This is a genomic window from Streptomyces parvus (assembly GCF_032121415.1).
Taxonomy (GTDB): domain Bacteria; phylum Actinomycetota; class Actinomycetes; order Streptomycetales; family Streptomycetaceae; genus Streptomyces; species Streptomyces globisporus_A.
In genome coordinates, this window is the sequence record NZ_CP135079.1 from 5,100,072 (window position 1) to 5,115,655 (window position 15,584).

The window sequence follows — 15,584 nt, forward strand, 5'->3', positions numbered from 1 at the left end:
ATGACCAGCGATCAGCCCGAGCACGCACGGACCGGGTCCGAGACCATGCGGACCGGCTCCGATGCCGCGCCCACCGGCACCGATGTGGTGCTGGAAGCGCGCGGAGTCACCAAGCACTTTCCCCTGCGCCGCACCGCCCGCGACCTGTTCGCCCGCGAGCGCCGCAGCGTCCACGCCGTCGACGACGTCTCGCTCCGGCTGAGACGCGGCACCGTCACGGCTCTGGTGGGGGAGTCCGGCTCGGGCAAGTCCACCGTCGCCCGCCTGCTGGCCCAGCTGTATCCGCTCACCTCGGGCGAGATACGGCTGGGCGGCGAGCCGGTGGTGGCCGGTCGCGGCCGGTCCTTCCGCCGTTACGTACGCCGGGTCCAGCTGATCTTCCAGGACCCCTTCGCCTCGCTGAACCCGGTGCACACCGTGCGCTACCACCTGACCCGCGCCCTGAAGATCCACGGCCGGGCGGGCAGCGGGGACAAGGAGCTGGAGGAGAACCTGGCCGCCCTGCTGAACCGGGTCCAGCTGACCCCGCCGCAGCAGTTCCTGGACAAGTTCCCGCACGAGCTGTCGGGCGGGCAGCGCCAGCGCGTCGCCATCGCCCGGGCGCTCGGCGCCGACCCGCAGGTCCTCCTCGCCGACGAACCCGTCTCGATGCTCGACGTGTCGATCCGGCTCGGCGTCCTCAATCTCCTGCGCGACCTCAAGGAACGCCTCCACCTGGCGATCCTCTACATCACCCACGACATCGCCTCCGCCCGCTACTTCGCCGACACCACCCTCGTCATGTACGCGGGCCGGATCGTCGAGGGCGGCGACAGCGAACGCGTCACCCAGCACCCCGCCCACCCCTACACCCAGCTCCTGATCGCCTCCGCCCCGGACCCGGACCGGTCCGTCGCCGACGGCGGACCGGAGGAGACCGGCACCGGCGAACCGCCCTCCCTGATCACCCCGCCCGCCGGCTGCCGCTTCCATCCCCGCTGCCCGCAGGCGATGGAGCGCTGCCGCACCGAACTGCCGCCGCGCTTCGACCTGCCCGAGGGGCAGTGGGCGGCCTGCTGGCTGTACGAGGGCGGGGGAGCGGGGGCCCCCGCAGTCGCCGCCGCGACGGCCACAGGCCATCCGACCGGGGGCCACCCGGCCGCGAAGGAGGCCACCCGGTGAAGTACCTCCTCCAGCGCCTCGCCTTCTACGCCGTCACCGCGTGGGCCGCGATCACCATCAACTTCCTCATCCCCCGGCTCATGCCGGGCGACCCCATCCAGGCCCTGCTCAGCCGCTATCAGGGGCAGCTCGACACCAAGGCCATCGACTCGCTCAAGGCCCTCTTCGGCCTCGACGAGCAGCAGTCGATGTGGCAGCAGTACACCGACTACTGGGCCCACCTGCTCGACGGTGACCTCGGCCTCTCCTTCACCTTCTTCCCCACCCCGGTCAGCGAGGTCATCGGCCAGTCCCTGCCCTGGACGCTGGCCCTGGTCGGCACGACCACGCTCATCAGCTTCGTCCTCGGCACCGGCATCGGCGTCTACAGCGGCTGGAAGCGCGGCTCCTGGCTGGACGGGCTGCTGCCCGTCACCACCTTCATCTCCTCCATCCCGTACTTCTGGCTGGGCCTCGTCGCCATCGCCGTGTTCGCCGAGAAGTGGACGCTGTTCCCGAACTCCGGCGGCTACGACAACGCGCTGGTCCCGGCCTTCGACTGGCCGTTCATCTCCAGCGCCCTCTACCACGCGGTCCTGCCCGGCGTGACGATCGTCCTCAGCGCGGTCGCCGGCTGGATCCTCGGCATGCGGAACATGATGGTCACCGTCTCCTCCGAGGACTACGTGATGGTCGCCCAGGCCAAGGGGCTGTCCGAACGACGCGTGATGTTCGGCTACGCCGCCCGCAACGCGGTCCTCCCCAACATCTCCGGCTTCGCCCTCTCCCTCGGCTTCATCGTCGGCGGCACCCTGCTCGTCGAGATGGTCTTCACCTACCCGGGCATCGGCTTCCAGCTGCTCCAGGCGGTCGGCGCCAAGGACTACCCCCTGATGCAGGGCGTCTTCCTCATCATCACGCTCTCCGTCCTCGCCGCGAACCTGCTCGCCGACCTCGTCTACGCCGCCCTCGACCCCCGCACCCGGAAGGAGGCATAAGGGCCTTGTCCGGATCATGCCGGGCTCGCGGGGTCCGGCACGCGCATCTGCGGCGTTGTCGTCCATCCACGACTTCCCCGAGCCCTCGGCTCCGCTCGAGCAGGGGAGGCCCCATCGCGTCGCCTCAATCCTCCGCCCTGCAGCCGCACGTACCGGACCCCGCTCCCTGATCCGGCCTGATCCGAACGAAAGGCCCTGGTCTCATGTCCATCACCGCCACCGACGCCGCCGTCCTCGACGGCACGCCCCCGCCCACGGCCCCCACCCGCCGGGCCCGGCTCCGGTTCCTGCGCGGCGGGAAGACCCGCACCGGCCTGATCATCCTGGCGGTCTTCGTCCTGCTGGCCGTCGCCGGACCCTGGCTCGCCCCCTACGACCCCGACGCCATGAGTGACCAGCTGCTCCAACCACCCTCCGGCGACCACTGGTTCGGCACCACGCACACCGGGCAGGACGTCTTCTCGCAGATCCTCGTCGGCACCCGGGGCGTCCTCGTCGTCGGACTGCTGGCCGCCGCCATCGCCACCGCCCTGTCCGTCCTGATCGGGGTCAGCGCAGGGTTCCTCGGCGGGGCCGTCGACGAGATCCTCTCCGCGCTCTCCAACATCTTCCTGGTGCTGCCCGGACTCCCGCTGATCATCATCGTCGCGAGCTTCGTCCCCGACACCGGCGACCTCGTCATCGCCGTCGCCATCGCTCTGACCTCCTGGGCCTGGGGATCGAGGATCCTGCGCGCCCAGACCCTGTCGCTGCGCCGCCGCGACTACGTGGAGGCCGCCCGCGCCACCGGCGAGTCGACCCCGCGCATCATCCTCTTCGAGATCCTGCCGAACCTCACCGCCGTCATCGCCTCCGGCTTCGTCGGCACGGTCATCTTCGCCGTCCTCACCGAGATCACCCTCGCCTTCATCGGCGTCGCCGACATCTCCCACTGGAACTGGGGCACCGTCCTCTTCTGGGCCCAGTCCAACCAGGCGCTCGCCCAGGGAGCCTGGTGGTGGTTCGTCCCGGCCGGCCTGTGCATCGCCCTGCTGGGCACCGCGCTCGCCCTCATCAACTTCGGCATCGACGAGTTCGTCAACCCCCGCCTGCGCACCGCCACCGGATCCTCCCGGAAGGTGAAGATGCGCGTCGGCTTCACCCCCGTGGCCCGGAAGACCCCCGGTACGGGCCTCCCCGGGCAGAGCAGCAGCAAGGAGCCGCGCACATGAGCGCCGAGCCGGTCCTGACCATCAGCGGACTCAACGTCGACTACGGCACCGACGCGGGCGCCGTCCACGCCCTGCGCGACATCGACCTCACCCTCCACCGGGGCGAAGTCCTGGGCCTGGCAGGGGAGTCGGGCTCGGGCAAGTCGACGCTCGCCTACGCCGTGACCCGGCTGCTGTCCCCGCCCGGCGTCATCACCGGGGGAGAGGTCCACTACCACCGGCCCGGCGGCGACCGTGTCGACATCCTCTCCCTCGCTCCCCAGCAACTGCGCGCCTTCCGCTGGCAGGAGCTGTCCATCGTCTTCCAGGGGGCGATGAACTCCCTCAACCCCGTGCACACCGTCCACAGCCAGCTCACCGACGTCCTCGCCGCCCACCGCCCCGAGCTGAAGAAGCGCCGACGCACCGAGCGAGCGCGGGAGTTGCTGGAGCTCGTCGGTATCTCCGCCGACCGGCTCGCCGCCTACCCGCACCAGCTCTCCGGCGGTATGCGCCAGCGCGTGATGATCGCCATGGCGCTCGCCCTGGAACCCGAGATCGTCATCATGGACGAGCCGACCACCGCGCTCGACGTCGTCATGCAGCGGCAGATCCTGCGACGGCTCGTCCAGTTGAGGGAACAGCTGAACTTCTCGGTCGTGTTCATCACCCACGACATCTCCCTCCTGATCGAATTCTCGGACCGGATCGCGATCATGTACGGGGGCCGCATCGTGGAGCAGGCGGGTGCGGCGGAGATCTACCGCGACCCCCGCCACCCCTACAGTGACGGGCTGCTCCACTCCTTCCCCGCGCTCCACGGCCCGCGCCGCGAACTGACCGGCATCCCCGGCTCCCCGCCGCACCTCTCCGCGATGCCCACCGGCTGCGCCTTCCACCCGCGCTGCGCCAAGGCCTTCGCCCCGTGCGCCGGGCAGGTCCCGCCGCTCGCCGCGCCCGCCGACGGACCGGGCCGCGCGGTCGCCTGCCATCTGCACGCCTGACCAGGCCCCACCCCTCCTACGTACGGAGACCGATGAACCTCGCCACCACCCCGCAGCGGATCCTCTCTCCGGCCCCGGTACGCGGACTCCCGGCCGACTTCCGCTGGGGCGTCGCCACCTCCTCGTACCAGATCGAGGGGGCTGCCGCCGAGGACGGCCGCACCCCGTCCATCTGGGACACCTTCTGCCGGGTGCCCGGGGCGGTGGAGGGAGGCGAGCACGGCGACGTGGCCTGCGACCACTACCACCGGATGCCCGAGGACGTGGAGCTGATCGCGGGCCTCGGCGTCGACACGTACCGCTTCTCCCTCGCCTGGCCCCGCATCCAGCCGGGCGGCCGGGGCCCCGCCAACGCCAAGGGCCTCGACTTCTACAAGCGGCTGGTCGACGAGGTCCAGGAGCGCGGTGTCACCCCCTGGATCACCCTGTACCACTGGGACCTGCCGCAGGAGCTGGAGGACGCGGGCGGCTGGCCCGCGCGCGACACCGCCCTGCGCTTCGCGGAGTACGCCTCCCTCGCGTACGAGGCCCTCGGCGACCGGGTCGAACACTGGACCACGCTCAACGAGCCCTGGTGCTCTGCGATGCTCGGTTACGCCTACGGGCTGCATGCTCCCGGCCGCCGCGACCTGGGCGACGCCATGGCCGCCGTCCACCATCTGCTCCTGGGCCACGGCCTCGCCGCCCGCGCACTGCGCGAGGCGGCCGGGGGCGACCCGCTGGAGCTGGGCATCACCCTCAACCTCGGCACCGCCACCCCCGAGACCGACAGCGAGGCCGACCGTGAGGCGTGCCGCCGCGCCGACGGCCTGGGCACCCGGCTCTACCTCGACCCGCTCGTGCACGGCCGCTACCCCGAGGACATCGTCGAGGACCTGGCCGCCCAGCACATCGAACTCCCGGTCCGCGAAGGCGATCCGGCCGCCATCGCCACCCCGCTCGACGTGCTCGGCGTCAACTTCTACCGGGGCATGCAGTTCTCCGGCGTCACCGAGGACGGCTCACCGCTCGACGCCGAGGGCCTGCCGGTCACCCGGGCCGTGGAACGCGATCTGCCGCGCACCGCGATGGACTGGGAGATCACCCCGACCGAACTCACCGACCTGCTGGTGCGGTTGGAGCGCGACTACGGGCTGCCGACCGTCATCACGGAGAACGGCGCTGCCTTCGACGACACGGTCGCCGCCGACGGCTCCGTCCCCGACGCCGACCGCACGGCCTACCTCGCCGACCACATCGACGCCGTCGTCGCCGCCCGCGCCCAAGGGGCCGACGTCCGGGGCTACTTCGCCTGGTCGCTGATGGACAACTTCGAGTGGGCGTACGGCTACGCCAAACGGTTCGGCATCGTCCGCGTCGACTACGACACCCAGACCCGCACGCTCAAGGACAGCGCCAAGTGGTACCGCGACACGATCCGCCTCACCCGCGACCACACCGCGTAGCGCACCAACACCTCTGATCCCGACGACGTCCGGCACCTCGGACCCTGAAAGAGAGCGCTCCCACACATGTCCCGTACCCCGCACCTCCGCCCCCGCAAGGGCAGAAGCAGACCCGCGACGGCCGCCTTCGCCGCCGCGGCCGTCCTGGCCACCCTGCTCGCCGGGTCGGCCACCGGCCCCGCGGCCGCCGCAGACGAACCCGCCCCCGTCCTCATCGACCGCTTCGAGGGCGAGGTGCCGCTCGGCAACAACCCGCCGGCCGACGCGATCTTCACCTGGGGCGGCGACGCGGACGACCACCCGCGGCTCGAGCTGGCCGAACGCGCCGACGCTCCCGAGGGCGAGCAGGTCCTCGAAGGCTCCTACGACATCAGCGCGTACGGCGGCTTCAGCCACGAGTTCGCCGTGGACACCCCGCCGCAGAACTGGACCGCCCACAAGGGCATCCGCTTCTGGTGGTACGGCCGGAACACCGCACCCCTGCCGCCCGGTTCGGGCAAGCGCATCAACTTCGAGATCAAGGACGGCGGCGCCAACGGCGGCGCGTCCGAGCTGTGGACCACCTCCTTCACCGACGACTGGGAGGGCTGGCACCTCGTCGAGATCCCCTTCGCGGACTTCGTCTACCGGGCCGACTACCAGCCCGTCGGAGGCATCGACCAGATCCTCGGCCTGAACGAGATGTGGGGCTACGCCCTCACCCTTCCCGGCGGAGCACCCGGCGAATTCGCTCTGGACGCGGTTGAGTTGTACGGAAAGGCGGAGCCCGCGCTCACCGCGAGCGTCGTCACCGACACGGCCGTACGCCCGGTGAGGAACGGTGCGAGCGCGGAGCTGACGCTGTCCGTCGCCACCACCGGCTCCGTCCCCACCGAGGAGCCGGTAACCGTCGCGTACGCCACCAAGGGCGGTACGGCCGAGCCCGGGAAGGACTACACCCCGGTCACCGGCAGCCACACCTTTCCCGCCGGCACCGCCGCCGGCACCACCCACAAGGTGACCGTCCGCACGGCGAAGGCGTCCGAGCCCGCCGAGGCGAAGACGATCCCGCTGGAGCTGACCGTCACCGGCGCGAAGGCCCCCCGGGAGAACCCGCAGGTCGTCATCGACGCCCACGGACTCCCGTACCAGAACGCCGAGCTGCCGGTGAAGCAGCGCGTGGCGGACCTGCTGGGACGCCTCTCGCTCGCCGAGAAGGCCGGCCAGATGACGCAGGCCGAGCGCAACGCGCTCCGCGCCCCCGGTGACATCGCCGCCTACGACCTCGGCTCGCTGCTCTCGGGCGGCGGCTCGGTCCCCACCCCGAACACGGCGGCGGCCTGGGCCAAGATGGTCGACGCCTACCAACTGCGCGCCCAGGCCACCCGCTTCCAGATCCCGCTGATCTACGGCGTGGACGCGGTGCACGGCCACAACAACGTCGTCGGCGCGACGATCATGCCGCACAACATCGGCATCGGCGCGGGCCGCGACCCCAAGAGCGCCGAGAGGACCGGCGCGATCACCGCCAGGGAAGTCCGCTCCACCGGCGTCCCGTGGGACTTCGCCCCCTGCGTCTGCGTCACCCGCGACGAGCGCTGGGGCCGCAGCTACGAGGCGTTCGGCGAGGACCCGGCCCTCGTCGAGGCCATGGAGACGGTCATCCAGGGCATGCAGGGCAGCCCGTCCGGCAAGGACCTGCACCGCAACGACAAGGTGCTCGGCAGCGCGAAGCACTTCGTGGGCGACGGAGGCACCGCGTACGGCTCCTCCACCACCGGCTCGTACACGACCGACCAGGGCATCACCGAGGTCACCCGCGAGGAGCTGGAGGCGGTGCACCTGTCGCCGTTCGAGGAGTCGGTGAAGCGGGGCGTCGGCACGATCATGCCCTCGTACTCCTCCCTCGACATCCTGGGCGACGACCAGGGCCCGGTGAAGATGCACGCCAACGCCGAGATGATCAACGGTGTCCTCAAGGACCGCATGGGCTTCGAGGGCTTCGTCATCAGTGACTGGCAGGCCATCGACCAGATCCCCGGCGACTACCCGAGCGACGTCCGTACGTCCGTCAACGCCGGACTCGACATGATCATGGTCCCGACCGCGTACCAGGACTTCACCAAGACCCTGAAGGACGAGGTCGCCGCGGGCCGGATCAGCGAGGCCCGCGTCGACGACGCGGTCGCCCGCATCCTCACCCAGAAGTTCCGCCTCGGCCTCTTCGAGAAGCCGTACGCGGACACCACCCACCTCGACAAGGTCGGCTCGGCCGGACACCGTGCGGTGGCGCGGGAGGCGGTGGCGAAGTCGCAGGTGCTCCTGAAGAACGACGGGGCCGTCCTTCCGCTCAAGCCGGACCAGAAGGTGTACGTCGCCGGGTCCAACGCCGACGACCTCGGCAACCAGGCAGGCGGCTGGACGATCAGCTGGCAGGGCTCCTCCGGGAAGACCACCGCCGGCACGACGATCCTGGAGGGGATGAAGAAGGCGGCGAAGAGCCCGGAGTCCGTCACCTACTCCCGCGACGCCTCCGCCGCCACGGCCGGCTACGACGTCGGTGTGGTGGTCGTCGGCGAGACCCCGTACGCCGAGGGCATCGGGGACGTCGGCAACGGCCACGACCTGGAGCTGACGGCGGCCGACAAGGCAGCCGTGGACAAGGTCTGCGCGGCCATGAAGTGCGCCGTCCTCATCGTCTCCGGCCGCCCCCAGCTCATCGGCGACCAGCTCGGCAGGATCAACGCGCTGGTGGCCTCCTGGCTGCCGGGCTCCGAGGGCGACGGCGTCGCCGATGTCCTCTACGGCAGGCGCGCCTTCACCGGACAGCTGCCGGTGACCTGGCCGAAGTCGGATGCCCAGCTCCCGATCAACGTCGGGGACGCGGCCTACGACCCGCAGTTCCCCTACGGCTGGGGGCTGACCACCTTGAAGAGGCCCCCGGCCGGCGGTGAGCTGACCCTCACGGCTCTCGCCGTCGCCGCCCAGGTCGCCGAGAAGGCGAAGCTGGGGAAGACCCCGGCGGGCAGGGCGATCGTGGACCAGGCCCGGCTGCTGGTCCAGCAGAAGATCGGCGGGACGTTCGGCCAGGCGGTCGCGAAACCCTTCGCGGAGGCGGACCACCTGCTGCTCAAGGGCGACCTGACGGGCGCGGTGGCCAAGCTGCGCACGGCCTACCGAGCCGCGTAGCCCTGCGGTGCTCCGGGCGGGCGGCCGCGTTCGTCGCCCGCCTGGAGTAGCGTTAAGTATGAGGAAAAGGCTTTTCCCCGCGTTGCTGGCGGGCCTGCTGCTCTTCTTCGCAGCGGCGGCTCTCGCCCTGACCTCTCCCGCGTCGGCGGCCCCGGCCGCCACCATCCAGGACGCCGCCCAGGCCCTGCGCGACGACCCGGTGTACGTGGACCCGGGCGCCCGCGATCAGCTCTCCGTCGCTGACGAGAAGGCCCTGGAGAACAAGATCACGGAAGCCGACAAGCCGGTCTTCGTGGCCGTCCTCCCCGATACCTCGGCCTTCCCCGAGGAAGGCCTCCTCCAGACCCTGCGCAGCGACACCGGCATCACGGGCGTCTACGCGATCCGCCTCGGCGGCGGCTTCGACGCGGGCGCGGACCCGCAGGTCATGCCGGTCCGCGCCGTCGAGAACCTCACCGCAGCCGTGGAGAACCCCACCACCGCCGGCAGCGCCGACGCCCAGCTCAACGCCTTCGTCGACCGCGCCGTCGAGCAGGCCCGGGGCTCCGCCCCCGCCTCCTGGTCCGGCGGCTCAGGCGCGTCCGACGAGTCCGGGGCCCCGGTCGCCGGCCTGATCACGCTCGGCGCACTCGCGGCGGCGGGCGGCGCCGGTGTGTACGCGATCTCCCGCCGGAACAAGCGCCGCAAGGAGGAAGAGGAGCGCGCCGCCCTCGAAAAGCTCCGGGTCGTCGTCGACGAGGACATCACCGCGTACGGCGAAACCCTGGAACGCCTGGACTTCCACCCCGCCGAGAAGGGCGCGGACGACACCATGCGCGCCGACTACGAACGGGCCCTGGACTCCTACGAGTGCGCCAAGACCGCGATGGACCGGGCCACGCACCCCTCGGACGTCCGCAAGGTCACCCAGTCCCTGGAGGACGGCCGCTACTCCCTCGCGGTCCTGGAGGCCCGCCGCACGGGCGGGAAGATACCCGCCCGCCGCCCGCCGTGCTTCTTCGACCCCCGCCACGGCCCGTCGGTCGCCGACGTGGTCTGGACCCCGTCCGGCGGGGCGGCCCGGGAGGTCCCGGTCTGCGGCGCGGACGAGGTCCGGCTGAGCCGGGGCGAGGACCCCATGAGCCGTACGGTCGACGCCGGCGACGGCAACCGCCGCCCGTACTGGGAAGCGGGCCCGGCGTACGGCCCCTGGGCGGGCGGCTACTTCGGCGGCGGTCTGCTCCCCGGCCTCCTCGTCGGCACCATGCTCGGCTCGATGCTCGCCACCCCGGCGTACGCCTCCGAATACGGCGGCGGTGACTTCGGCGACGGTGGCGCGGGCGGCGACTGGGGCGGCGGCGACTTCTCCGGCTCCGACTTCGACTCCTCCGGCTTCGGCGGGGGCGGCTTCGGCGACGGCGGAGGCTTCGGGGGAGGGTTCGACGGTGGCGGCTTCTGAGGTCTGCGGCGGCCTCTGAGGCCCCCGACGCCGGGGTCTTCCTCAGCCGCCCCGGCGCCACGGCTTCCTCAGCGCCCCGGGTTCCGGTGGATCCCCTCAGCCGGGACCCGGGGTCCGGCGCTCACGCGGCCCGGGGAGCGGCGGACCGCGCCCCGGGCCGTACGCGATCAGCCTGCCGTCACGCGCAAGGTGCCCGACGCCGTGACGTCGTCGCCCGAGCCGTCCGCCGGCGCGGCGCTCAGCCGCCAGGTGTAGCCGCCCGCCGGGACCGGGTCGCCGGAGGCGGACGTACCGTCCCAGTCGACCCGTACCGTGGCGCGCGTGTCCTCGCCCGTCCAGGTGCGGACGGTCTCGCCGTTCGAGCGGCGCACCAGGGTCACCTTCCAGGACGCGGCGGGCTTGGACAGCCACCAGGCGGCCTTCCACGCGCCCGCCGCCGTGGCGGGCACGGCGGAGTGGGTGACGCCCAGCGGGGAGACGGCCTGCTGCGGGGCGGTCACGTGGACGGTGTCGTCGGTCCCGACCCAGGCGAGCTTGCCCGCCGCCGGGTCCAGGGTCCACGTGGTGCCGCGGCCGTCGTCGTCCGCGGGCGGCTTCACGCCCGTGACGGTGCCCAGGTCGGCGGTGGAGCCGTCGGGCCGCAGTGCGGTCAGGCGCAGGTCGCCGGAGGCCTCGCGCGCGGCCAGGAACCGGTCGCCGAGCAGGACCCGGGACACCGGGGCGGGGTAGTCGCGGTGGGTCGCCGTGTCGTACACGCCCGCCGCGTCCTGGGAAGCGCAGCTCCAGTACAGCAGGGTGCCGCTGCGCTGGAGCTCGCTCGGCACACAGTCGACGCCGAGGTCGTGGCTCGCGGTCGCCCGCCCGGAGCGCGGGTCGACCACGTTCACCGTGCCGGGCTTGCCGGGCGCCGACTTGTACAGCCGGTCCTCGGCCAGCGCCGCGCCCTGCGCCCGCTGGTCGCGGACGACGAGGTCGCGGGCGATGTCGACGACGTACTGCCGTCCGCCCGACTCGTACAGCACGAACTCCGGTGAGGCGTCGACGATGCGGCCACCCGTGCCGGGCAGAACCAGGCCCTCGGACGGCTGCTCCGGGTCGTCGCCGGTGACCAGCGCGTCCTTGCCGGTGGCCGGGTCGGTGACCAGCCGGGCCAGGCCCTCGTCCGTACCGTCGGCGAACCGGCCGGCCGCGAGACCGGGGAAATCGGCGAGCCGCGCCCCCTCCGCCGGGTCGAGGCCGGTCCCGACGGCCTTGCCGTGCAACGTGTCCTTCCCGGCCAGCGAGTTGACGTAGCGCAGCCGGCCTCCGGCGAGGCTCAGCGCCCCGATCTCGCCGTCCGCCGTCTTGACCCCGGGCACCTCCCGCATCACCAGGTCGAAGACGGTTCCGCTGCCGTCCTGGGTGAACACGTGGATGGCCCGCTTGCCGTCGGCGTCCTTCCCGAGTGCCAGCACATCCCCGTACCCCTCGGCCCGTAGCTGGGCGAACTCCACAGTGGGCAGGAGCGTGCGCTCGGTGTCCACGCCGGCGTGGGGGGTGAGCCGCAGCGGACCGCCGGTGCCCTCGTGCCAGACGATGCTGTCCTCCACCACGAACGCGGTGACCCCGCTGTCGGGCGACCGGGTGTCCAGCGGGACGACCTTGGGCGTGCCCGTGCCGCTGCGCGGGAGAATCCGGACGCCCTGCCCCCCGCTGCCGTTCCGCGAGAACCAGCTGACGTTCATCTGGGTGATGCGGAAGCTGCTCGCGTCACCGGTCACCGGCAACGGCTTCACCCGGCCGTCGTACGCGGTGAGGATGCCGTAGCCCGGCGAGCCGTCCGCCAGCCGGTAGCCGATGAGGACCTCGCTGCCCTGCGCGCCGAGCACCACGGGCTCGGCGCCGGTGGTGGCCCCGGGGGGCAGCCGTACGAGGGGATCCGCCGACGGATCCCCGCCCCGGGGCACCCGCATCTCGTACGTTCCGTCGCCTTTGTCGACGGTCGCCACCGTCCAGCCGCCCGCGAAGCGGAGGTTGAGGTACTGGGCGGGGACCGTGGAGGTGTGGGTGAAGGCCGGGTCCTCGATGCCGATCCGTACGATGTCCGTCCCGCCGTCGGCGCGCTGCTGGGTGTAGATCGCCCGGTTGTGCTCGTCGTGGCCCCCCACGAGCAGCTCCTCCGGGACGCCCGCCAGCTCGGTGACGACCCTGGTCCGGCTGTTGTACGAGTTCGTCCAGAGGTAGTCGTCGCCCTCGCGGTGCAGTACGCCGTACCTGCCGGTCGCCAGGATCTTCTCCGGCCCCTCGCCGAAGGCGTCCGGCGCGGGTATCAGGACTTCGGCCGCCTCCGCCGCCCCCGCGGCGTGTGCCGTGGTCGGCAGTGCCGTGGCGAGCCCTGCCGCCAGCACCACCGCAACGGCCGCCGCTCCCGCGGTCCGGCCGGTACGTCGGCTGCGGCTGTTCGTGTACAGGTGTCGGGACACCTGACCCCCCCTTGTCAGTTGACCGATGGTGCGCATCTGCGATGCGAACGTGATCAACCTTATTCATGTGTGGGGGAGTTGTGCGCTGAATATGTGCAACTGGTGACGCGAGGGCCCCTACCTCCAGCTCGTCCACCACGCGGCCACCCCGCCGAGGACGATCAGCACGCACATCACCGCGTTGCTCCGCCGGTAGTCCGCGAGGATCGCGGCGAACTCGCGGAGCGTCGCGTTGGGCCAGAAGTACGCGGCGGTCGGTGAGCCCACCACCTGTCCCCGGATCCGGACCCGGCGGGCGGTGAGCGCCGCGCGGAAGGCGTGGTAGTTGTTCGTGACGACGACGCACCGGTAGTCCGGCTTCGCCTGCTCCATGATCGCCTTGCTGAACCGCAGGTTCTCCTCGGTGTTCGTCGACCGGTCCTCCCGCTCGATGAGGTGCGCGGGAAACCCCTGGGCCACCAGGTGGTCGGCCATGGCGTGGGACTCCGGCAGATCCTCGTCGGGCCCCTGCCCGCCCGAGGTGATGAGGACGGGGGACCCGCCGCGCTTGGCGAGCCGCGCGTGGACCGCCTGCCCTCGCTTCAGCCGGCTCGCGAGCAGCGGCGGCACGGTGGAGCCGCCGACCAGGCCCGAGCCCAGTACCACCACGAAGTCGGCCTTGCGGCGCACGCGGAGCCGCCCGTAGAGGAACGCGTAACAGACGAAGCACAGGAACAGGAACGAGAAGTAGACCGCCAGCCCACCCGCCGCCGTCGCCGCCCCGATCAGCACCGGAGTCCGCAGGGCGGCGGCGGTGGCCAGCAGGGCGACGACGGCGAGAACGGCCAGGGCGGCCAGCAGGGAGAGCAGGTTGGACGGGCTCCGGCCTTCTTTGCGCACCATGCGTACGCCGTTGAGGAACAGGAAACACGTCAGCACGAGCACGGCCACCGCGCCCAGCACGAGCAGCGACCACAGCACGACCGGAGCCGCGGCGGAATCGGACGCGGCCAGCCGGTAGAGCGAGGCCGCCAGGGCACAGAGCACGGCGAGTCCCAGGACGACGGCGTTGCTGAACTTCCGGCGCTCGCGCAGCACGCTCACACAGAAGACGAGGAAGAGGAGCGCCGCGGGGGCGTAGACCACCATGAGCACAGAGTAGGCAGCGCCCCGGCCGCCGTTGACGGCGAGGTGGGACCGGGGCGGCCAGGGGCGGGAGCCGTCACGGAATCGGGGCGTGCCCTTTGCGGGGTCTCGGCCGTTGAACGGGGCATGAAGAAGCGAAGCGTACTCGCCGCCGTCACCCTCGCCACCGGAGCGGTCATCGCCGCCATCGCCCCGCACCCGGGAGGCGGGGACGCCGCGCACGCGGCCGAACCGGCCGTCTCCCTGGGCGCTCTGGACGATGTCGGCGACCTCGGCAAGCTGGTCGACGGCGCGGCCGGGGCGACCACCTCCACGGCGGGCACCGTCACCAGCACCGTGGAAGGCGCCAAGCTCAGCTGAACCGGCTGGGAACGGGGAGGGGGACGGCCGCAAGGCCGTCCCCCTCCCCGTTTCTCCGTTCCCGGCGTTCCGCGGGCGCGCCCGGCCGAGCGTGCGCCCCGGGGTCAGGCCAGGAAGTCGACCTGCGGGCAGGAGCCCTCTTCGGCGGCGGCCCGGTAGAGGGGCCAGGCCAGGGCGAGGTCCTGCCAGGGCAGCCCGACGGGGGCGTAGACGGTGATCTGGTCGCTCGTTTCGCGGCCCGCCCGCTCACCGCCGAGCACCTGCCCGAGAGACGCGTGGGCGGCGTCGGCGCTCAGCCCGGTGTTGCCGAGAGCCCCCATGGAGACGGCGAGCTCACGATCGTCGACCACGGTGCGGGCGCGTCGCAGTGCGTCGGCGGCGAGTTCGATCTTGCCGGGCTCATCCGCGCCGAGCGTGGTGACGTGCATTCCCGGGCGCAGATCGGCGGCAGTCAGCAGCGGGCTGCGTGACCAGGTCGCGAGGACGACGATGTCCGCGCGCGCGGCGGCGCTCCGTGGCTCGCCGACCGTCTCCACCGGAATGCCGAGGAGCCTTTCGTGCTCCTCGGCGAACGTGGCCGCCCGCACGGGGTCGGTGTCGCACACGGTCAGCCTGGAGACCGTGCGCAGGCGGACGAGACCCCGCAGCACCATCCGGGCCTGCGCGCCCGCACCTACGACGCTCACCGAGTCGGTGTGCTCGTCGGCGAGTACGTGGGTGGCCAGAGCCGCGGCGAGCCCGGTACGCCAAGCGGTGACCGAGGCCGAGTCCAGTACGGCCAGCAGCTCTCCGTCCGCCAGGTCGTGCAGGCAGACGAGGCCCCGCAGGGCGGGAACCGCATCGGGAAACTTCGCGTTGACCTTCACCGTGTAGGCCGGGATTCCGTCGATCGCCCCGGGCAGAAGCGCTGTCGCCGTACCCGGACCGGGCAGGTCCGTACGGATCCGCAACGGCCGGGTCTTGGGAGCGGGTGCGGTGAATCCCGCACGGAGCCCGGCCAGCACGGTGTCGGGGTCGAGCAGGTCGGTGATGCGGGAACGGGTCAGCAGCAGGGTCACCGGGCCACCTTCGCTCGTACGCCGTGGTCGGGCAACTCGTCGCCCACGGGGATCGGCCAGCCCGGCTCGCCCACCTCTGCAGCGGGCCGCGCGAGGCGTTCGACCGGCACCGGGCGCTGCTCGAAGCGCTGACGGGGCGGGGCGCCGACGGCCCCCGGCTGCCCGACCGATCCGGGCACGGACGGTCGGGTCGGGC

The 15,584-nt window shown here is 72.2% G+C and carries 12 protein-coding genes; 8 read left to right on the forward strand and 4 right to left on the reverse strand.

What is annotated here, in order from left to right; all coding sequences use genetic code 11:
* From RNL97_RS24045 to RNL97_RS24075, 7 genes are all read left to right on the forward strand, one after another.
* Nucleotides 1-1,161 (forward strand): ABC transporter ATP-binding protein, encoded by a 1,161-nt coding sequence (locus RNL97_RS24045; RefSeq protein ID WP_030580254.1) that lies wholly within the window; start codon nucleotides 1-3, stop codon nucleotides 1,159-1,161.
* The gene (locus tag RNL97_RS24050; RefSeq protein WP_030580256.1) at nucleotides 1,158-2,138 is read left to right on the forward strand and encodes an ABC transporter permease; all 981 of its coding nucleotides are present in this window, start codon (nucleotides 1,158-1,160) and stop codon (nucleotides 2,136-2,138) included. Before RNL97_RS24045 ends, RNL97_RS24050 begins: the two co-directional genes overlap by 4 nt.
* 203 nt (nucleotides 2,139-2,341) lie before the next feature.
* Nucleotides 2,342-3,349, forward strand: a complete 1,008-nt coding sequence (locus RNL97_RS24055) for an ABC transporter permease (protein ID WP_313751185.1) — start codon at nucleotides 2,342-2,344, stop codon at nucleotides 3,347-3,349.
* Nucleotides 3,346-4,332: an ABC transporter ATP-binding protein gene (locus tag RNL97_RS24060; protein WP_030580262.1), complete on the forward strand. Its 987-nt coding sequence runs from the start codon at nucleotides 3,346-3,348 to the stop codon at nucleotides 4,330-4,332. The genes RNL97_RS24055 and RNL97_RS24060 overlap by 4 nt, the downstream gene beginning before the upstream one ends.
* 32 nt (nucleotides 4,333-4,364) lie before the next feature.
* The gene (locus tag RNL97_RS24065; protein ID WP_243315265.1) at nucleotides 4,365-5,777 is read left to right on the forward strand and encodes a GH1 family beta-glucosidase; all 1,413 of its coding nucleotides are present in this window, start codon (nucleotides 4,365-4,367) and stop codon (nucleotides 5,775-5,777) included.
* 66 nt (nucleotides 5,778-5,843) lie between these two features.
* A complete protein-coding gene (locus RNL97_RS24070) occupies nucleotides 5,844-8,945 on the forward strand; it encodes a glycoside hydrolase family 3 N-terminal domain-containing protein (RefSeq protein WP_313751186.1) in 3,102 nt (1,033 codons plus the stop codon).
* A gap of 58 nt (nucleotides 8,946-9,003) precedes the next feature.
* Nucleotides 9,004-10,383, forward strand: coding sequence for a hypothetical protein (locus RNL97_RS24075; RefSeq protein WP_030580268.1), 1,380 nt, complete (start codon nucleotides 9,004-9,006; stop codon nucleotides 10,381-10,383).
* Between the two features lie 167 nt (nucleotides 10,384-10,550).
* On the opposite strand, the gene RNL97_RS24080 is transcribed toward RNL97_RS24075, so the two are convergent.
* Both RNL97_RS24080 and RNL97_RS24085 read right to left on the reverse strand, forming a co-directional pair.
* The gene (locus RNL97_RS24080) at nucleotides 10,551-12,845 is read right to left on the reverse strand and encodes a FlgD immunoglobulin-like domain containing protein (protein WP_030580271.1); all 2,295 of its coding nucleotides are present in this window, start codon (nucleotides 12,843-12,845) and stop codon (nucleotides 10,551-10,553) included.
* A gap of 117 nt (nucleotides 12,846-12,962) precedes the next feature.
* Complete coding sequence (locus tag RNL97_RS24085; RefSeq protein WP_030580273.1) at nucleotides 12,963-13,973, reverse strand: YdcF family protein; 1,011 nt, start codon at nucleotides 13,971-13,973, stop codon at nucleotides 12,963-12,965.
* Between the two features lie 123 nt (nucleotides 13,974-14,096).
* Between RNL97_RS24085 and RNL97_RS24090 the strand changes: the two genes are divergently transcribed.
* The gene (locus RNL97_RS24090; RefSeq protein ID WP_030580277.1) at nucleotides 14,097-14,330 is read left to right on the forward strand and encodes a hypothetical protein; all 234 of its coding nucleotides are present in this window, start codon (nucleotides 14,097-14,099) and stop codon (nucleotides 14,328-14,330) included.
* 104 nt (nucleotides 14,331-14,434) lie between these two features.
* Here the strand turns inward: RNL97_RS24090 and RNL97_RS24095 are convergent, their stop codons facing one another.
* Both RNL97_RS24095 and RNL97_RS24100 read right to left on the reverse strand, forming a co-directional pair.
* Entirely contained in the window at nucleotides 14,435-15,388 is a 954-nt protein-coding gene (locus tag RNL97_RS24095) for an ornithine cyclodeaminase family protein (RefSeq protein ID WP_030580280.1), read from the reverse strand.
* Nucleotides 15,385-15,567, reverse strand: a complete 183-nt coding sequence (locus RNL97_RS24100) for a hypothetical protein (protein WP_030580283.1) — start codon at nucleotides 15,565-15,567, stop codon at nucleotides 15,385-15,387. Before RNL97_RS24100 ends, RNL97_RS24095 begins: the two co-directional genes overlap by 4 nt.
* Between the last annotated feature and the right edge of the window lie 17 nt (nucleotides 15,568-15,584).